Genomic DNA, 18,988 nt, shown 5'->3' with positions numbered 1-18,988 from the left:
ACTCCACTCCCGTCCTCTGCTCCGCCCACGCCGTCGGCTCCGCTCCGGCCCGGGGGCCCGCTCCCGCCGCCGGTTCCGCCGCCGGACGAGGCGGGGGCGGACGGGCTGCGGCTGCATCCGCTGACCTTCGTGGTCGGTGCGGCGCGGGAGCTGATCGCGCTGCTCGCCGCGGGCGCCGCGGGGCTGGTCGTGGGGGGCCTGTCCACCGCGTTCTACTTCACCCTGGTGGGACTCGGGATCGGGCTGGCCTTCCACGTCGCGACCTGGGCGACGTTCACCTACGTCGTGCGCGAGGACCGGATCGAGCTGAGGCGGGCGCTGGTCGCACGATCGGTAAAGACCATCCCGCGCGAGCGGATCCGCGGCGTGGACATCAGCGCGTCCCTCCCGCACCGCTTGCTGCGCCTGGCGGTCGTGCACATCGACGCGGGCGCGGAGGGCGGGGAGGGGGAGCTCAACGCGGTGCACCGGCGGGAGGCCGAGCGGCTCCGCCGGGTGCTGCTGAGCCGCGCCCGTCCGGCGGAGCCCGCCGCGCCGCCCCGCCGGAGGCTGGCCCGGATGCGGCGCGCCTGGTACGTGTACGCCCCGCTGAGCGGCGCCTACCTGCTGACCCCGTTCGCCCTGGCGGGCAGCCTCATCGGAACGCTGTACAACCTGGGCGACGACCTCGGCCTGGTCACCCAGGAGCGGGTCGCGGGCCTCGGGCACGACCTGGTCGGCCTGCCGACCTCCGTGGTGTTCGGGCTGGCGGTGCTGTTCCTGCTGGCGATGCCGGTGGCCTCGGTGATCGTGTTCACGCTGTTCAACTGGGCCTTCACGGTGTACGAGCGGGACGGGTCGATCGTGGCCGAGCGCGGGCTGATCACCCGCCGCAGCGTCTCGCTGGAGCGGCGCCGCATCCGCGGGGTGGAACTGGCCGACAACCCGTTCGAGCGGCGGGCGGGGGTGCTGCGCCTCGGCGCCCTGGTCACCGGCCTGGGCGACGCCGCGCATCGCGGCCGGCTGCTTCCGGCGGCGCCGCGCCGGGTCGCCGAGGGACTCGCGGCCCAGGTGTTCGGCGCGGTGCCGGGCCCGCTGGTCGGGCACCCGCCCGCCGCCCGGGGCCGCCGGGTGCTGCGGGCCGTCGCGCCGCCGCTCGGCGTGGGGGCGCTGGCGCTCGCGGCCGGGCAGCCGTGGGTGACGTACTGCTGCCTGGTCCTGGCGGTGCTCGCCGTCCCCCTCGGGCTGGACCGGTACCGGCAGCTCGGGCACGTCACCGACGGGGCGCGGCTGTCGCTGCGGTCGGGGTCGCTGCGCCGCCGCCAGGTCGTGGTCGAGCACGGCGCGGTCGTGGGCTGGCGGCTGCGCCAGACCCTCTTCCAGCGGCGCCTCGGGCTCACCACCCTGTTCGCGGCGGTCGGCGCGGGCGAGGGCGGCTACCCGGCGATCGACATGGACGAGGGGGACGCCGTCGCGTTCGCGGCGAAGATCACCCCCGGCTGGGTGGCGCCCTTCCTCGAGTCCCCGCCCGAACCCGGCTGAGGACGGTGCGGGCCCCGCCGCGCGGTGAGCGGCGGGGCCCGGTGCGGCGCGCGGGCGGATCAGTCGGGGCGGCGGGCCCCGAACATGATCTCGTCCCAGGACGGGACGGAGGCGCGCTTGGCCTTGGCCTTGCGCCGGCCACGCGCCGGACGCGGGGGCGCCGCGGGCGCGTCTGCGGCGGTGGCCGCCGCCGCTGCGGCGGCGGGCGGGGCGCTGACCGGCTTCTCGGTCTCGGCGGCGGGCATCGCGGGACGGCTCGGCTTCTTCTTGGCCGGAGCCCGCGCGGGCTCCTTCGGCGCCGGTGTCTTCTCCTCGGCCGCGGCGGGCTCCTCCGGAACGGGCCGCTCCTCGGCGGCGGGCGCCCGCTTCGCAGCCTCGCGCTTCGGGACCTCCGGCTCGTCGGGGGCCTCTGCCTCCTGGGCGACCGGTTCAGGCTCCGCCACCGGCTCGGCCTCGACGTCGGTGTTCTCGGCTGCCGGAGCGGGCTCGGGCGCTGCTTCCGCCGCGGGCTCCTCGACGGGCTCGGCCGCCTGCTCCCGCGCGGCGGGCTCGGCCTCCTCCGCGACTCCTTCGGCGGTCGCCTCGGCGATCTCGGCGACCGCCTCGGGCTCCGGCGCCTCCGGTTCCGCGGGCACCTCGTGGACGTCGGGCTCGTCCAGCACGGCGGCGGGCGGCTCGACGGGCTCGGGTGCGGATTCGGGTGCGGGTTCCGGCTCCGCCTCGGGCTGCGGCTCGGGCGCCGGCGCCGGGACCTCGGCGACCGGCTCGGGCGGCGCGACCGGCGCGGGGCGCACCGGGGCGGGCGCGGCGGGCGGTTCGGTGACGGCGGCCGGACGCGGCACGGCGGCCGGCGCGGGACGCTCCTCGCGCAGCGGCTCGGGCTCGCGCTCCGGCGCCTTCGGAAGCGGCGCGGGCGCCGGGACCGGGACCGGACGCGCGGGCGGCGCGGCCGGCGGCGCCTCGCGCGGTGTCTCGCGGGACGCCTGGGCCTCATAGGCCGGCGCGGGCTCGCGGGGCGGGGCGACGGGGATCTCGCGCGGCGGCTCGCTCTCCCGCTGCGGGAAGGCGGGACGCGACGGGGCGCCGCCCCGGCCGCGGTCGATGCCGTACTCGCGCGGCTCGGCGGCGCGCAGCGGCTCGGGCGCCCGCTCGCCGGGCGGCTCGCTCTCGCCCGGGAGGCCGCGCCCGGGGCCGGGATCACGGCCGGTGCCCAGGTCGCGGACGTCCGACACGACCTTCATGGCCGGCCGCCGGGGCACCAGCGGCGTCACCGTGTCGGACAGGGCGTCGTCGTCCCACTCGACGGCGGTCAGCCGCGCGGCGACCTCGTCGAGCGGCGACACGTGCCGGCGGCGCGGGTCGAACACCCACTCGGCGGCGTGCGGGCGGCCGTTGTCGAAGAACGACAGGCGCACCCGCCAGGTGCTGTCCTCGCACTTCCAGGAGTCCCACTCGACCTCGTCGAGGTCGACGCCGCCGCGGCCGAGCCGCTCCTCGACGGTCTCGCCCAGCGGCGGGCCGGGGGTGGAGTCGCCCGGTCTGCGGACGGTCACCCGCTGCGCCTGCTGGGCCATGTACTCGCGTTCTTGCAGGACCGGTCCCTCGAACCACCGGACGCGTTCGACCGGGATGCCGGCCGACTCGGCGATCTCCTCCGCGGTCTCTCCGGACCGGATGCGAGCCTGGATCTCCTTCGGGCGCAAGGGATTCTCCACTTCGATCTCGAACTGGCCGAGGCGGGAGAAATGCCCACGGACCGCGGCGCGGAGCCGGTCGTCGACGGGCAGGGTGAACCGGGTGCCTCGGCCCGCGGTGGCCAGGACGAGGTACGTACCGTCCTCGCTGACCGCGACGAGGCGCAGCTCCTGCATGCGTGTCCTTCCTGCCCTGTCCTGACGGCACGGAGGGTGCCGGGCGGAGCTCCGGGTCGCGAGCCCGCCTCACTCGTGCTCGCGCCGTCCCACCGCCGGTTCCCACCGAGGGCGCATGCGTGCCCTTCCCCCGGGTACCCGAGTCTCTCTTTCGGACACACCTGCTGCCAGCACCGTACCCGGCATGTCCGAACATCGCCGCTCTCGAAGCCCTCTTCACGAGGCCGAAGAGGGCACCTGACCTAGCTTGCCCTCGCCGCGGTCCGGCCGGGGGCGCCCTGTCCCATTCTTGTGGATCCTTTTCCACACTGTGCCTGATGGGGGAGCCGGGCTCCAGCGGTTCGGGTAGTGAGCGTCACGTTGTTGACTGGAACATCCTGCTTCGGTGGTTAGTTTCGGTAAAGGGGATTTTGGGGTGTTCAGTCGGACAGGAGGTTCTGTTGATGCGGCGCAGGCTGCCGGATGTCAGTACGACCCAGCTCGTCGCCAGTGGTGTGGCGACGCTGGCGGCGGCGATCGGGGCGTCCTACCTCGGGGTCTACGGGACGATCATCGGTGCCGCCTTCATGAGCGTGGCCTCGACGGCGGGCGCGTCGGTCTTCAAGCACTACCTGGACCAGGGCAAGGAGCAGATCAAAGAGCGGACCCACATGCAGGCCGCGGCGGAGGGCCGGGAGGCGGCGCAGGGCGCGGCCTCCAGGGCCACGAGCGCGGACCCGACCCGGTCCGTCGCGTGGCCCGGCGAGGCCCCCTCCCATGCGCCCGCCGCCGGCAGGTCCGCCGCCGGGGGTGATCCGAACGCGACGCGGTTCGATCTTCCGCTGCCGGGTGGGGGCGACCCGAACGCGACCCGCCTGGACGCCAACGGCTCGAACGCGACCCGGATGGATCCGAACGCCACCCACGTGGAACGTTCCCCGGCCGCGGCCGTCGCCGCCGCGCTGGCGGAGGACGAGGCGGTGGACGGGGCCGTGCGCGGCGAGGCGTGGCGGGCCGCGTTCCGGAACACGGCCGAATGGACCCGGCAGCACTGGGTGAAGCTCGCGGTGTCGTCCGCGGCGATCTTCGCGATCGTGATCGGTGGCATCACCATCTACGAGGCGACCACCGGGGCGCCGATCGGCCGGAACCACGACACGGGCACCAGCGTCCGCAACGTCTTCGGCGGCGGCGGCAGTCAGGACCGTCCCAAGGACACGCCCTCGCAGACCCCCACCACCGAGCAGACCGGACCCGGCGAGACTCCCAGCGGCACGGCGCCCGGAACACCGAGCGACGGCCCGTCCACCCCGGAGACCGGGCAGCCGACCGACCGGCCGACCGACACTCCGTCGACGGAGCCCACGACCCCGTCGACGGAGCCCTCGACGCCGACCGAGCCCGCCCCGCCCGCGCCGTCCGGCGGCACCGGCACCGGCACCGGCCAGCAGCCCACCGGCCAGCAGCAGGGGCAGCCCCGGACGGGCACCGGCGACGGTTCGTGACGACGACGGCCCGTACCGGCCTCAACGCATCGGACGCCTCCGCCACTGGCGGAGGCGTCCGATGTCGTGGGCCGTTCGGGGGTCCTGCGCGCGAGCATGCGGTTCAGGCGCCGAAGACCTGCTCGGTGTAGGGGTTGGCGAACCGGCGGTCCGGGTCGAGCTCGTCGCGCAGCGCGCGGAACTCGCCGAAGCGCGGGTAGACCGTCTCCAGGTACGCGGCGTCGCGGGTGTGCATCTTGCCCCAGTGGGGACGCCCGCCGATCGCGTTCATCAGCTCCTCGACCCCCTGGAAGTACTCCTCGTGCGGGTCGCGGTGGAAGACGTGGATCGCGATGAACGCGGTGCGGCGCCCGTACGCCATCGACAGCCAGGCGTCCTCTTCGGGCAGCAGCCGCACTTCGATGGGAAAGCTGATCCGCCAGCGCTTCTTGTCGTACAGCTTGCGCAGGTCCCGCAGGGCGGGCACGAGCTGCTCGCGCGGGATCGCGTACTCCTGCTCCTTGAACCGGACGGTCCGCGGGCTGGTGAAGACCTTGTAAGAGGTGTCGCTGTAGGTGCGGTCGCTGAGAGCCTTGGCGGACACGCCGTTGATGAACGGGACCGTGCCGGGCAGCCGGTGGGTCACCTGGTTGATGGCGCCGAAGACGGAGTTGGACAGGAACTCGTCGTCCAGCCACCCCTTGAAGCGCGACACCGGACGGGCGGGGCCCTCGACGCGGTTGTTGCGCTTGGTCAGGCAGCGCTCGGTGTGCGGGAACCAGTAGAACTCGAAGTGCTCGTTGGCGGCATCGAGCTCGTCGACCCGCGACAGCACCTGGTCCCAGGCCATGGCCTCCTCCTGCGCGCGCAGGAGGAAGGCGGGAACGGTCCGCCAGGTGATCGCGGTGACGATGCCGAGAGCGCCGAGCCCGGCGCGGGCGGCGTCGAACAGCTCGGGCCGCTCGTCCGGCGAGCAGGTGACCGTGCTGCCGTCGGCGAGCACCAGCTCCAGCGCGGCGACCTGGGAGGCGAGCCCGGCGGCGTCGCGGCCGGTGCCGTGCGTGGCGGTCTGGAGCGCGCCCGCGACGGTCTGCTCCTGGATGTCGCCCATGTTGGCCAGCGCGAGGCCGTGCTCCTCGAGCGTCCGGTTGAGCACGTGCAGCGGGAGGCCGGCCTCGACCGTGACCAGGCCGGTGGCGGTGTCGACGGAGCGGACCGCGGTCAGCCCTCCCGGCTTCAGCAGGACGCCCTCGGCGACGGCCGCGCCGGTGAACGAGTGGCCGGTGCCGGTCATCCGGACCGTGAGGCCGTCGGCGGCGGCGGTCCGCACGGCCGCGGCCACCTCGTCGGTGGTGCGGGGAGTCGCGACGCGATGCGGCGTGGCCTGCTGATTCCCGGCCCAGTTCTGCCACTTTCGGGTACTCACGGGGGACATGGCAGGACTCTACTCGGCAATCGATCGTGAGGAAAGTTCACGTTTACTGATCGATCGCCCACCGGCCAGTCCGAGCACGGCGGCCACCGCGGTACCGGCCAGCGGCACCAGGAAGGCGGTGCCCGAGCCGGACCCGTCCGCCAGCCGTCCCGCCAGCGACGCCCCGGCCGCCACGCCCGCGCCGACCGCCGTGGACACCAGCGCCAGCCCCTCGGTGAGCCGGTGCGCCGGGACGAGCCGTTCGACCAGCCCGTACGCCGGGATCGCCGTGGGCGAGATCGCCATCCCGGAGATGAGCACCACGGGCATCATCAGCCACAGGTCGTCCACCAGGACCGGCGGCACCATCGCGACCGCCAGCAGGATCAGCCCGATCCGGAACCGGGTGGCGAGCGGGGTCCGCCAGTGCCGCGCCCCGTACCAGAACGCCGCCGCGGCGCTGCCGAACCCGTAGCAGCCGAGCAGGACGCCGGCCAGGGCCTTGTGCCCCTGCTCCGCGGCGAACGCGACCGCGCTCACGTCGATCGCGCCGAACACCAGGCCCATCATCAGGAAGATCGGTGCCATCACCAGCAGCGCCCGGTCGGCCAGCACGCCGCCGGTCTCGCCCGCCCGGCGCGGCCTCGGCGGCGGCTCGGTGCCGCGCTGCGCGGCGAGCGCGAGGCCGCCGGTCAGCGTGCAGGCCGCGGGCACGGCCAGGCCCGCTATCGGGTGCACCCCGGTGGACAGCGCGGTGACGATCACCGGCCCGGCGACGAAGATGCACTCGTCCACCACCGACTCGAAGGAGAACGCGGTGTGCAGCCGGGCCGGGTTCTCCCGCAGCGCGTACGTCCAGCGCGCCCGCACCCAGGCGCCCAGCGACACCTGGGTCAGCCCGGCCGCCGCCGCGGCCGGGAACAGCGTCCAGATCGGCAGCCCGGCCTCGGCGACGGCGATGAACACCGCGAAGCTCGCGGCGTTGGCCAGCACCACCGGCACCAGCACCCGGCGCTGCCCGTAGCGGTCGGCGAACCGGGCGCTCAGCGGCGAGCCCGCCGCGTAGGAGAGCGAGAGGGTCGCCGCCACCGAGCCGGCGATACCGTACGATCCGGTAACCGCGGACACGAGAAGGACGATGCCGATCCCCACCATGGACATCGACATGCGGCCGACGAACCCCGCAGCGACGAAGGGCCGGGCGCCGGGAACGCCGAGCAGCTCCCGGTACGGACTGGTCAACCCGGCCTCCCCTGCTCCCGGGAGGCGGGCCGCTCCCGGCCTCTTCGTGCGACTTCGGACCCATGATCACGTTACCTGGGGGAATCAACTGCACAGACGGGTAACCCATCCGTAGCGACATTCGTTGGGAATGGTTGTGGCTCCTCCTTCACCACCGCGCGCCCCAGGGCCCGGCACACCGGCCCCCGAGCCGCCCTCCGGGCCGGCCGCGGAGCGGACGCCGCCCACCCCGCCGAGCCCGCCGGGACGGGAGGGGGCGGCGCGGGCCAAGAAGCCCAAGCCGGAGAAGAAGCAGCGTTCGCGACCGCCCGCCGCCGGTGCCGCCCCGGCGCCCGGATGGCGGCGCCGCCGTCCGAGCCCGCTCCTCATCGCCGGTATCGCGGTGCTCGTCCTGGGGAACGTGACCGGGGGCGTGTACGCGGCGCTGACCACCGACGACGAGCCGCGCGGATCGACCGGCCCGCGGGCCGACCCGCCGCCCGCCGGGGGCGCCGCCGGGCCCGGCGGCCCGGTGACCAACGTGGCCGATGACGGCCAGGTCGCCCCGCTGCGCCGGGTGGTGCCGCCGGACGTGCTGGCCGTCGGCGCGGCGCCGCTCGACCAGCGCAAGATCGCCAAGCTCGGCCGGCTCGGCCGGGTGCGCGACGTGATCTCGGTGGCGGGCGGCGCGGTGCAGCTCCAGGGCCGGCAGGTCAACGCGTTCGCCGTCGACCCGTCCGCCTTCCGCTCGTGGACCCCGCCCGGCACCGCGACCAAGACCGAGTTGTGGACGGCGCTGGCCGGCGGCCAGTTCGTGGTCTCCTCCGACGCGGCCGAGCAGCTCCAGCTCAGCAGGGGCCTCCAGTACCCGATCGTGGGCCGGACGATGCCGCGCCTGACGCTGGGCGGCTCCAGCCCCCTCGGCCTGCCGGGCATCGACGTGCTGGTCGGCAAGAAGGCCGGCACCGACATCGGCCTGGTCCCCAACGTGGCCGTCATGGTCAACGCGCCCGGCGTCGAGCCGGGCAAGCTCGCCAAGGCGGTCGGCACGGTCCTCGGCGGCGGCGCCAAGGTGGTCGACCTGCACGAGAAGAAGTACCAGGCCCCGGCGGGCGGCGGTGCCCGCTCCGGCAGCTACCTCGATCTGTACAAGAAGGCCGCCACGACCTGCCCCGGCCTGTCCTGGACGGTGCTCGCCGCGATCGGGCAGGTCGAGAGCGACCACGGCCGCAACGCCGGCCGGTCCAGCGCCGGCGCGCTCGGCCCGATGCAGTTCATGCCCGCGACGTGGAAGTCCTACGGCGTCGACGGCGACGGCGACGGCAAGGCCGACATCATGAACCCCTACGACGCCATCCCCGGCGCCGCCAAGTACCTGTGCGCCAACGGGGCGGGCGGGGGCGGCAAGCACCTCTACCAGGCGGTCTGGCACTACAACCACGCCGACTGGTACGTCCAGAAGGTCCTCAACCTGGCCCAGGCGTACGCCGCCCGCTTCTCCTGATCCCGCGTCGCCGTCCGGTCCGGCCGCCCCGATCCGGCCCCGGTCCGTGCGCGGGTCCACCGTGGGTCCGCCCCGGCCCGCCCCTGCGCCCGCCGGGCCAGGCGGCTGGTTGGATGGACGCATGAGGCAGGCTCAACCGGTGGATCCGGCTCGGTACGACGCGTTGCTCCTGGTGTCCTTCGGCGGCCCCGAGGGACCGGACGACGTGATGCCCTTCCTGGAGAACGTGACCCGTGGCCGCGGCATCCCGAGGGAGCGCCTGGAGTCGGTCGCCGAGCACTACCACCTGTTCGGCGGGGTCAGCCCGATCAACGCCCAGTGCCGCGAGCTCAAGGCCGCCATCGAGGCCGACCTCGAGGACCACGACGTCGACCTGCCGGTCTACTGGGGCAACCGCAACTGGCAACCGCACCTCGCCGACACCGTCCGCCAGATGAAGGACGACGGCGTCCGGCACGCCGCCGCGTTCGTCACCTCCGCCTACAGCGGCTACTCGTGCGACGACCAGTACGTGGAGGACATCGAGCGGGCCCGCGAGCAGGTCCCGGACGCGCCCCGCATCGACAAGCTGCCCGTCTACTGCCTGCGCCCGGGGTTCATCGACCCGTTCGTCGACGCCGCCAAGTCCGCGCTGACCAGGATCCCGCACGGCGCGAACCTGGTCTTCACCGCGCACAGCGTGCCGCTGGCCCAGCCGGGCCGCGCCCGCTACGTCGCCGAGCTGGAGCAGGTCGCGGCGGCCGTCGCCGAACGCGCGGCGCCCGGAGCGCCCTGGTCGCTGGTCTACCAGAGCCGCAGCGGCCCGCCCTCCCAGCCGTGGCTGGAGCCCGACGTGTGCGACCACCTGGAGCGGCTGCACGCCGAGGGGGTGGGGGCGGTCGTCGTGGTCCCGGTGGGCTTCGTGTCCGACCACATGGAGGTCAAGTACGACCTCGACCACCAGGCCGCCGACCGCGCCGCCGCGCTGGGCCTGGCCTACACGCGCGCCGCCACCCCCCACACCGATCCGCGTTTCGTCGCGCTCGCCCGCGAGCTGCTGCTCGAACGCTCCGATCACCGAACCTGAGGAATGCGATGAGCCTGGCCGAGGAACTACTGGAGCTGGCCGTGGCCACGGCGCGGGAGGCCGGCCGGATGCTGGTCGACGAGCGCCCGGCCGGCGGCCCCGACGTGGTGCAGACCAAGAGCAGCCACACCGACGTGGTCACCCAGATGGACCGCGCCGCCGAACGCCTGATCATCGAGCGGATCCTCGCCGCCCGGCCGGGCGACGCCGTCCTCGGCGAGGAGGGCGGCACCCGCTCCGGCGGCAGCGGCGTCCGCTGGGTGGTCGACCCGATCGACGGGACCGTCAACTACCTCTACGACCTGCCCGACTGGGCGGTCAGCATCGCCGCCGAAGTGGACGGCGTCGCGGTCGCCGGCGCGGTCGACATGCCGCGGCGGGGCGAGCTGTACACCGCCGCGCGCGGCGGCGGGGCGCTGCTGCACACCGGCGCCGGGACGCGCGAGCTGCGCGTCAACGCGGACGTCCCGCTGGACCGGGCGCTGGTCGCCACCGGGTTCGGGTACGAGTCGCGGCGCCGCGCCCACCAGGCGCGCGTGCTCACCGGGGTACTGCCGGCCGTCCGCGACATCAGGCGCGGCGGTTCCTGCTGCGTCGACCTGTGCTCGCTGGCGGCGGGCCGTGTCGACGCCTACTACGAGCGCGGCGTCCAGGCGTGGGACGTCGCCGCCGGGGCGCTGATCGTCGAGGAGGCGGGCGGCCGGGTGGAGGGCCTGCACGGGGCCGCGGTGAGCCCCGAGCTGGCCATCGCGGGAGGTCCGGGCGTCTTCGAGGCCCTGCACGACCTGCTGGCGCCGCTCGACCCGGCCCGCGACTGAGGCCGTCGGAAGAGGCCGTCGGGAAAGGCACTGGGACCTGGGAGAACGAGCGGGGAGCCCGGAACCGCGACTCCAGGCCCCCCGTGCGGTCGGGCGTCCTAGTCGCAGCGGGGTGGCTCGACTCCGATGTCGTGATTCGCTGCGATCCGGCGCAGTTCTCTGATCTCCTCCTGGCGGATGTCCGCCAGGTAGGTGTCTCCATCTGCGTGGGCGCTGCGCAGCGACGCGTACGCGTGCTCGAGCCGCTGGTGGATCATGCTTGACAACTCGCCCATGGGCCTCCTCCCGGATCAGGCCGTCCCTACCCACACCTAGGCTGAAGGTAAACCTGTCGTCCGAGCCGAATTCGCGGCGGGCGCCGCGGGGTGCCGGCGGCATCGTGAGCAGGTGCTTACGGGGGTCTTACGGGCCTCGTGGCATACCTGGAGACCTTGACCGGAGGGGGACGCAGTGCGTGTTCTAGTCGTCGAGGACGAGCGGGTGCTCGCCGACGCGATCGCCACCGGCCTGCGCCGCGAGGCCCTGGCCGTGGACGTGGCCTACGACGGCGCGGGGGCGCTGGAGCGGGCGAGCGTCAACGACTACGACGTGATCGTCCTCGACCGCGACCTGCCCAAGGTGCACGGCGACGACGTGTGCACCGAGCTGGTGACCCGGCGCTACCCGGCGCGGATCATCATGCTGACCGCGGCCGGCGAGCTCGACGACCGGGTGCGGGGCCTGTCCATCGGCGCCGACGACTACCTGGCCAAGCCGTTCGCGTTCGCCGAGCTGATCGCCCGGGTGCGCGCCCTCGGCCGCCGCGCCGCCGCGCCGCTGCCGCCCGTGCTGGAACGCGCCGGGATCGCGCTCGACCCGGCCCGCCGCGAGGTGACGCGCGACACCCGCCCGGTCGAGCTGACCCGCAAGGAGTTCGCGGTGCTCGAGGTGCTGCTCAGCGCCGACGGCGCGGTGGTCAGTTCCGAACAGCTCCTGGAGAAGGCGTGGGACGAGCACATCGACCCGTTCACCAACGTGGTCCGCGTGACGATGATGACGCTGCGCAAGAAGCTGGGCGATCCGCCGGTGATCGAGACGGTGCCCGGGGTGGGGTACCGGCTGTGAACCCCGAACCCGAGCCCCGCCCGTCCGCGAGCGGGCCGGTGCCGCCGGCCGAGCCCCTCGTCCAGGGCGGCTCCTGGCAGGGGACGGGGCCGCAGCAGCTGCCGCCGCAGAACGGCGCGGGCGGCAAGGGCGGCAAGGGCGGCCAGCGCCAGGGCGGGGCGTTCATCGCCGACCTGCGCGCGCTGCCGAGCCGCGTGAGCGTGCGGCTCCGGCTGACCGTCCTGTACGGGCTGCTGTTCCTGATGGCGGGCGCGCTGCTGCTGTTCGTCACCTACCTGCTGGTCGGGTCGATCCTCGACTCGGTCCTCCCGGACGGCAACCTCCTCTACTCGTCGGGCAAGGAGGTCCTCAACACCAAGATTCTCAAAGAGCTGACGATGAGGCAGCTCCTCGGCCGGTCGCTGGTGGCGCTGGCCGGGGTCGGGATCATCGCCCTGGTGCTCGGCTACTTCGTCGCCGACCGGGCGCTGAGCCCGTTGCAGCGGGTGACGGCCACCGCCCGCAGGCTCTCCGGGAGCACCCTGCACGAGCGGATCGCGCTGGAGGGCCCCGACGACGAGATCAAGGAGCTGGCCGACACCTTCGACGCCATGCTCGAGCGGCTCGGCCAGGCGTTCGACTCCCAGCGCCGGTTCGTCGCCAACGCCTCGCACGAGCTGCGCACCCCGCTGGCGATCAACCGGACGCTGCTGGAGGTGGCGCTCGGCGACCCCGAGGTGTCCGACGACCTGCGCGCGGTGGGCCGGACGCTGCTGGCCACCAACGCCCGGCACGAGCGGCTGATCGAGGGCCTGCTGCTGCTGGCCCGCAGCGAGCGCGAGCTGACCACCCGGTCGCCGGTCGACCTGGCCGAGGTGGCGGCGGCGGTGCTGGAGAACTCCGGCCGCCGCGAGCGCGACCACGACGTCGCCGTCCACCCGGAGCTGACCTCCGGCACCGCGCTCGGCGACCCGGTGCTGCTGGAGCACCTGGTCACCAACCTGGTCGACAACGCGGTCAAGCACAACGACGACGGCGGCGAGGTGTGGATCCGTACCGGGCTGCTCGACGGCTACGCCACCGTCCAGGTCGAGAACACCGGCCCGACGGTGCCCGCCTACGAGGTCGACCGGCTGTTCGAGCCGTTCCGGCGGCTCAACGCCGACCGGGTCGAGTCGGCCAAGGGCGCCGGGCTGGGCCTGTCGATCGTCCGGTCGGTGGTGCTGGCGCACCGCGGCACGGTCTACGCCGCGCCGCGCCCCGGCGGCGGCCTGATCATGACCGTCCGCCTCCCGCTCGCCCGCGAGACGCACTGAGCCGCTCCCGCCGCTCCCGCCGGCCCTGCCGCCCCCGGTCCGCCGCCGGGGGCGGCGGTCACTTCAGGGCGGTGGTGGCGAGCGTCGGGTCGCCCTCGTAGTCCATCTGGAGGCCGACGAACTTGCCGGTGCTCAGGGCGGCGGTCCCGTCGTTCAGCAGCGGGACGAGCGCCATGTCGTCCAGCGCCGTCTTCTCGGCCTGCTGGAGTAGCCCGGTCCGCCGCCCGTTGTCGGGCGTCCGGATCGCCTGGGCCAGCAGCTCGTCGAACCGCGCGTTGCGCCAGCCCGCGAAGTTGTAGAGCCGGTTGCCGGTGGTGGCGACCTGGTCGCCGGCCAGCAGCGGCCGGAGCATCGTGTACGGGGCCGGGTAGTCCGGCCCCCACGCATAGAGCAGCAGTCCCGACGCGTCCTCGGCGGTGAGCAGTTTGCGCTGTTCGTCGAACTTGTAGGCGACGGTGGTCTTCAGCTCGATCCTCCAGCCGAGCACCTGCTGGAGCCGCTGCGCGATCACCTCGGCGGCGCGCCGGTACGTCTGGGTGTCCTGGACGAACAGGGTCACCTTCGTGCCGGGCTTCTGCCCGGCCTGCCCGGCGAGCGAGCGCGCCTTCGCCGGGTCGGTCGCGCCGCACGCCGGGCAGTCGCGAGCGCCCGCGAAGCCGGGCACGGGCCGTGGGACGATGCCGCGTGCGGGCTGGTAGACGCCCCCGTACAGGGTGTTGGAGATCGCCTGCCGGTCCAGGGCGTACGAGACGGCCAGCCGCGCCTCCTTCGACCGGAGCGGCCCCCGCTGGGTGAGCGGGATCAGCATCCTGGTGAACGGCGACGTGTGCGTCATCAGGCCGTTCATGCCCCGAGTGGTCGCCAGCTCCTCGGGCCCGAGCGGCGCCCAGTCGAGGGTGCCGGCGGCGATGCCGGCCCGGCCCACGGCGCTGCCGGCGGTGCCGCTGGTGCTCAGCCGGATCGAGACCCGGTCGAGCCTGGTCTTCCCGAAGGCCCACGCGTCGTTGCGGACCAGCGTGAGCGTCTGCTCCTTCTGGTACGACCCGACCTTGAACGGCCCGTTCCCGACGGGGTTCATGTTGTAGGCGCCGTTGTCGGGCCCGCCCGCGCCGGACGGCACCGGGGAGAACACCGGATCGGCCAGGCGCGCCGCGAACTCGCAGTTGGGGCCGGTCAGCTCGACCTGGAGGGTGCCGCCGGCGGCCTGCACCCCGGCCAGCTTCTGCGACTTCTTCGAGCTGGTCTCGGCGAAGCCCTTGATGTCGTCCATCAGGTACGGCGCGGCGGAGCCGGAGACCCCGGCGCTGCGGGCCCAGCCGCGGGCGAACGCGGCGGCGTCGACCGGTTCGCCGTTGCTGAACTGGGTGCCGGGCTTGATGGAGATCCTCCACCGGGTGCAGGTGGCGTCCGGAGTGATCGCGGTGGCCAGCCGGTTGCGCGCCGTGCCGTCCGGGGCGATCTCGGTGAGCCCGGTGAAGAGCTGCTTGGACACGAACTTGCGGGTGCCGAGCATGGAGTGCGAGGGGTCGAGCTCGCCCCCGTCGCCGAGCGCCGTCAGCGACGCCCGGAACTCGCCGCCCATCCGGCCCGAGTCGAAGGCGGGCGTCACCCGGTCGTCCTGCCGCATCTGGACGATCACGACGGCGGCGACGATGATCAGCGCGACGAGCGCCGCGCCGCCCGCTCCGGCCAGGACGCCGATGCCGCGCTTGCCGCTGAGGCCGCTGGACGGCTTGGTCATCTGGACGCCGGCGCCCGAAGGCTGCTGCCAGTTGCCCTGCTCCCCGGGGAACGGTGCAGGCCCCAGCGGGGACTGCGACTCAGGCGGGGGCCATTGGCCGCCCAACCGGTTCAGCCCGTTCCCTGGAGGCTGCTGCCCTGGAGGCTGCTGGCCCGGAAGGTGCTGCCCTGGGAGCGGCGGCTGGGCCGGATACTGCCCCCCGGGGAGCGGCTGACCCGGATGCTGCTGGCCTGGGAGCCGTCCGCCGGGCAGTTGCCCACCGGGGGCTCCTCCGCCCGGGAGCGGCGGGCTCGGCGGGGGCGGGGCGTATAGGGACCGGCCCGCCGCCTGGCCGAACGGCTGCTGGGGCCGCGCGGCGATCTGCCGGAGGCGCGTGCTGGTCGCGGCGGCCTCGGCGCCCTGGTTGAGCACCGCCGCGGACTGCGGGTCGCCCGGCCCGCCGCCGGTCTGGGGGAGGCTCCCCGCCAGGCTCAGCAGGCGGAGCAGGACCTGGTGCGAGGACGGCCGGGCGGCGGGGTCCTTGCCGAGGCAGTCGGCCACGAGCGACCGGAGCGGTTCGGCGAGCACCCCGAGGTCCGGGGGCAGGTTGAGGATGCGGTGCATGACCGCGGGGATGGAGTCCTGGCCGAACGCGGCCCGGCCCCCGGCCGCGTAGACCATCGTGGCGCCCCAGGCGAAGACGTCGGCCTTCGGCCCGACCGGGGCCCCGGAGATCTGCTCGGGCGCCATGTACGCCGGGGTCCCGACGGCGGTGCTGGACAGCGTGCCGGTGGCGTCCAGGGCGCGGGCGATGCCGAAGTCGATGACGCGCGGCCCGCCCTGGGCGAGCAGCACGTTCGCCGGTTTGAAGTCGCGGTGCACCACCCCGGCCTGGTGGATCGCGGCCAGCGCGGTCATCGTGCCGATCGCGACCCGGTCGAGCTCGGCGCCCCGGCGCGGGCCCTCGGCGGACAGCACCGCCGACAGCGGGGGGCCGTCGATGTACTCGCTGACGATGTAGGGGCGGTCGCCCTCGACGTCGGCGTCCAGGATGCGGGCCGTGCAGAACGGCGAGACGCGCCGCGCGACCTTCAGCTCGGCCGCGAACCGGGACCGTGCCCGCGGATCGCCGCTGAACCGGGCGTGCAGCAGCTTCACCGCCACCTGCCGCATCGCCCCGGAGTCCTGCCCGGACGCCGCGTCCCGCTCCGGTCCGGTGGTGTCCTCCGGGACGTCGTCGTCCGGCGGGACGTCCGGCAGCTCGGCCGGGTCGACCTCGGCGAGGTACACCGAGCCCTGCCCGCCCTCCCCGAGCAGGCCCGTCAGCCGGTACGGCCCCAGATGGCCGGGATCACCCGTGCGGAGTGGGGTGATCTCGGCCATCGCGGTCCTTCCGGGGTGGGACTGTGCGGAGACGGGCGGGCGCCCGGCGCGCCTACTTGCGCACGGTGCCGGTGGCGAGGGGGGTGGTGTCGGTCAGGTTCTTCTTCTCCTCGAACCGCAGCGAGGCGCTGGTCAGCCGGGTGAAGGTCACGTAGCCGGAGATGCACGTGCCCCTGCTGATGGTGATCTTGAGGGTGACCTGGGACGCGGTGCCCCCGGGCTCGGGCCTCAGCGTCCCGAAGCAGTCGGAGCCCTCGGTGTAGGTGACCGATCCGAGGACGGTGAGCAGGTTGTAGCGCACCTGCCAGCTCCCGTTGGTCTGCACGCCGGTGCCCGTCCAGACCCCGTAGAACTCCGTCGGGATACGGGCGAAACCGGTGGGCGAGGGTGTCGACGGGGTGTAGGTGGTCGGGAGCGTGAAGCGCGGGACGGGCGGGTCGTCCTCGCCGCTGTCGCCGGCGACGATGATCACCACCACGATGACGATGATCGAGATCAGCGCCAGCACGCCGCAGCCGATCGCGATGATCGGCCCGGTGGAGCTGGACTGCCGTCCCCCCTGCGGCCCGTACATGGGCGGATGCGGGCCGGGCGGGCCCTGCTGCATCTGCATCGGCGGGGGCGTCGTCGGGCCGTGCTGCATGCCGCCCTGCATGCCGCCCTGGTACATCGGCATCGGCGGCGGGGTGATCGGCTGGGGCGGCGGCGTGTGCGGACCGCCCATCGGCCCCTGCTGCATCCCGCCCTGCTGCATCCCGCCCTGCTGCATACCGCCTTGCTGCATACCTCCTTGGGGCATCCCGCCCTGCTGCATCGCGGCCGGGTTCATCGGCATCGGCGGCGGCGTGATCGGCTGGTGTGCCGGGGCCCGGCGCGCGGGCGGGACCGGCGGCGGGGCCGGGAGCTGCGCGGCGATGCGGGTGCCCTGGTTGAGCAGGTCCTCCTGGCCGGCGGCCGGGTTGCTGGGCGCCGCCCCGACGTGGCCGAGCAGGTTCAGCAGGAGCTGGGGCGCCGGCGGGCGCAGGCCGGCGTCCTTGGACAGGCACCGGCCGACCAGGTCGCGCACCGGTCCCGGCGGCAGCGCCGACAGGTCCGGATCCTCGTTCAGGATCCGGTTGATGATCACCGGGAGGGTGTCGGCCTCGAACGGCGACTGCCCGGTCGCCGCGAACACCATCGTCGCGCCCCAGGCGAAGATGTCGACCGCCGGGGTGAGCGGCGCGCCGGTCAGCTGCTCGGGCGCCAGGTAGCCGGGGGTGCCCACCACCATCCCGGTCGCGGTGACCTGGCTCTCCTGTGAGTTGACCGTCCGGGCGATGCCGAAGTCGACCACCCGCGGCCCGTCCGAGGCGAGCATCACGTTGTTGGGCTTGAAGTCGCGGTGCACGATGCCGGCCTCGTGGATGGCCGCGAGCGCCGTCGCGGTGCCGATCGCGAGCCGTTCCAGCTCGGCCGCGCTGCGCGGCCCGTTGTGCGCGACCACGTCGTGCAGTGACGGGCCGTCGATGAACTCGCTGACGACGTAGGGCTGGTCGCCCTGGACGTCGGCCTCCAGTACCCGCGCGGTGCAGAACGGCTCGACCTTCTGCGCCGCGGCGACCTCACGGGTGAAGCGGGCGCGGGCGGCGGGGTCGTTCGCCATCTGCGCGTGCAGGAGCTTGACGGCCACGTACCGGCCGTCGCGGGACTTGCCGAGGAAGACCGCGCCCTGCCCGCCCGCCCCGAGTCGCCCGACCATCTCGTACTGTCCCAGCGACCGGGGATCGCCTGGCTCCAGCGGAGCGGCATCCGGCATCTGACCCTCCAGTGACCCGCGGTCCAGGACCGCGATAGTGTTCGCGGGCTCCCGGCACGGGACCGTCCCGGCCCCCGCCGGAACGCCCGCCGTGGGGGCCCGCCCCCCAAACCTTCAGGCGGGCACATTATCGCGTTAGTTCAGACGTTTCACCGACGTGTCCGGTTCTCCTCGGCGCGGAAGTCCTCGTGCGGCGCCGCGCCCGGCGGCCCGCCCGGCGCGCGCAACGCCTCCGGGACCGATATGATCCCGCCGCCGTGGGATGCCCCGGCGGGGGCGTCCCGGCCCGATCATTGCCGTGACACCCGACCGGGTATGTGACATCTGACACATCAGCGCGCGCCGGGCCCGGGTGATCGGTGTCACCGGTGGGACCGGTCGCGCCTCGTGTGTCGCAGGTCACCGCCCGTGACAGAATTTCCCGCCCGGATCGGGCACAAGAACGGCCCCCCGTGCGTTAGATCCGCGCGACGGGGCGCATAAAGCACTGAGGGGGATGGAGATAGAAGATGGCGACCGACTATGACAGCCCACGCAAGACCGACGACGACCTCAATGAGGACAGCCTCCAGGAGCTCCAGGCCCGGCGGGCCGACAAGTCCGCCAGCATCATCGACGAGGACCTGGACGCCGGAGAGGTCGCCGAGCTGCCCGGCGCCGACCTGTCGAACGAGGAGCTGACCTTCCGGGTCGTTCCGCGGCAGGCCGACGAGTTCACCTGCACCCGCTGCTTCCTGGTGCACCACCGCAGCCAGTTGGCCGGAGAGAAGAACGGCCAGCCGGTCTGCCGTGAGTGCGCCGCCTGACCGGGGG

14 protein-coding genes are annotated in these 18,988 nt (G+C 74.1%); 8 read left to right on the top strand and 6 right to left on the bottom strand.

What is annotated here, in order from left to right:
- The first annotated feature begins 129 nt into the window (after positions 1-129).
- A complete protein-coding gene (locus tag OHA34_RS11915) occupies positions 130-1,521 on the top strand; it encodes a PH domain-containing protein (protein WP_329521627.1) in 1,392 nt (463 codons plus the stop codon).
- A 59-nt stretch (positions 1,522-1,580) separates the two neighbouring features.
- Here the strand turns inward: OHA34_RS11915 and sepH are convergent, their stop codons facing one another.
- On the bottom strand, positions 1,581-3,392 hold the full coding sequence (gene sepH / locus OHA34_RS11910; protein ID WP_329521626.1) for a septation protein SepH: 1,812 nt from the start codon (positions 3,390-3,392) through the stop codon (positions 1,581-1,583).
- Between the two features lie 443 nt (positions 3,393-3,835).
- On the opposite strand from sepH, the gene OHA34_RS11905 reads away from it, so the two are divergent.
- Positions 3,836-4,876: a hypothetical protein gene (locus OHA34_RS11905; RefSeq protein ID WP_329521625.1), complete on the top strand. Its 1,041-nt coding sequence runs from the start codon at positions 3,836-3,838 to the stop codon at positions 4,874-4,876.
- A gap of 103 nt (positions 4,877-4,979) precedes the next feature.
- Here OHA34_RS11905 and OHA34_RS11900 read toward each other — a convergent pair whose 3' ends face one another.
- The gene (locus OHA34_RS11900; protein WP_329521624.1) at positions 4,980-6,290 is read right to left on the bottom strand and encodes a D-arabinono-1,4-lactone oxidase; all 1,311 of its coding nucleotides are present in this window, start codon (positions 6,288-6,290) and stop codon (positions 4,980-4,982) included.
- Positions 6,291-6,299: 9 nt separating this feature from the next.
- Complete coding sequence (locus tag OHA34_RS11895; protein WP_329521623.1) at positions 6,300-7,511, bottom strand: MFS transporter; 1,212 nt, start codon at positions 7,509-7,511, stop codon at positions 6,300-6,302.
- Positions 7,512-7,641: 130 nt separating this feature from the next.
- Between OHA34_RS11895 and OHA34_RS11890 the strand changes: the two genes are divergently transcribed.
- The 3 genes from OHA34_RS11890 (at position 7,642) to OHA34_RS11880 (ending at position 10,878) form a co-directional block, all read left to right on the top strand.
- Entirely contained in the window at positions 7,642-8,994 is a 1,353-nt protein-coding gene (locus OHA34_RS11890; RefSeq protein WP_329522398.1) for a lytic transglycosylase domain-containing protein, read from the top strand.
- A 139-nt stretch (positions 8,995-9,133) separates the two neighbouring features.
- The gene (locus OHA34_RS11885) at positions 9,134-10,060 is read left to right on the top strand and encodes a ferrochelatase (protein ID WP_285941184.1); all 927 of its coding nucleotides are present in this window, start codon (positions 9,134-9,136) and stop codon (positions 10,058-10,060) included.
- A gap of 8 nt (positions 10,061-10,068) precedes the next feature.
- On the top strand, positions 10,069-10,878 hold the full coding sequence (locus tag OHA34_RS11880) for an inositol monophosphatase family protein (protein WP_285941183.1): 810 nt from the start codon (positions 10,069-10,071) through the stop codon (positions 10,876-10,878).
- A gap of 98 nt (positions 10,879-10,976) precedes the next feature.
- Here the strand turns inward: OHA34_RS11880 and OHA34_RS11875 are convergent, their stop codons facing one another.
- A complete protein-coding gene (locus tag OHA34_RS11875; RefSeq protein WP_285941182.1) occupies positions 10,977-11,153 on the bottom strand; it encodes a hypothetical protein in 177 nt (58 codons plus the stop codon).
- 175 nt (positions 11,154-11,328) lie between these two features.
- Here OHA34_RS11875 and OHA34_RS11870 point away from each other — a divergent pair, with 175 nt between their 5' ends.
- Both OHA34_RS11870 and OHA34_RS11865 read left to right on the top strand, forming a co-directional pair.
- Positions 11,329-11,982, top strand: coding sequence for a response regulator transcription factor (locus tag OHA34_RS11870; RefSeq protein WP_285941181.1), 654 nt, complete (start codon positions 11,329-11,331; stop codon positions 11,980-11,982).
- Positions 11,979-13,277: a sensor histidine kinase gene (locus tag OHA34_RS11865; protein WP_329521622.1), complete on the top strand. Its 1,299-nt coding sequence runs from the start codon at positions 11,979-11,981 to the stop codon at positions 13,275-13,277. Before OHA34_RS11870 ends, OHA34_RS11865 begins: the two co-directional genes overlap by 4 nt.
- A gap of 58 nt (positions 13,278-13,335) precedes the next feature.
- On the opposite strand, the gene OHA34_RS11860 is transcribed toward OHA34_RS11865, so the two are convergent.
- Together OHA34_RS11860 and OHA34_RS11855 are read right to left on the bottom strand one after the other, a co-directional pair.
- Positions 13,336-16,380 carry an ABC transporter substrate-binding protein gene (locus tag OHA34_RS11860; protein WP_329521621.1) on the bottom strand — a complete coding sequence of 1,015 codons (3,045 nt, stop codon included), beginning with the start codon at positions 16,378-16,380 and terminating at the stop codon, positions 13,336-13,338.
- Between the two features lie 52 nt (positions 16,381-16,432).
- On the bottom strand, positions 16,433-18,175 hold the full coding sequence (locus tag OHA34_RS11855) for a serine/threonine-protein kinase (protein WP_329521620.1): 1,743 nt from the start codon (positions 18,173-18,175) through the stop codon (positions 16,433-16,435).
- 509 nt (positions 18,176-18,684) lie between these two features.
- Here OHA34_RS11855 and OHA34_RS11850 point away from each other — a divergent pair.
- The gene (locus OHA34_RS11850; protein ID WP_285941177.1) at positions 18,685-18,981 is read left to right on the top strand and encodes a DUF4193 domain-containing protein; all 297 of its coding nucleotides are present in this window, start codon (positions 18,685-18,687) and stop codon (positions 18,979-18,981) included.
- Positions 18,982-18,988: the final 7 nt, after the last annotated feature.

This window comes from Spirillospora sp. NBC_01491 (assembly GCF_036227065.1).
GTDB lineage: Bacteria > Actinomycetota > Actinomycetes > Streptosporangiales > Streptosporangiaceae > Spirillospora > Spirillospora xylanilytica.
This window is presented reverse-complemented; position numbering and strand designations above follow the sequence as displayed.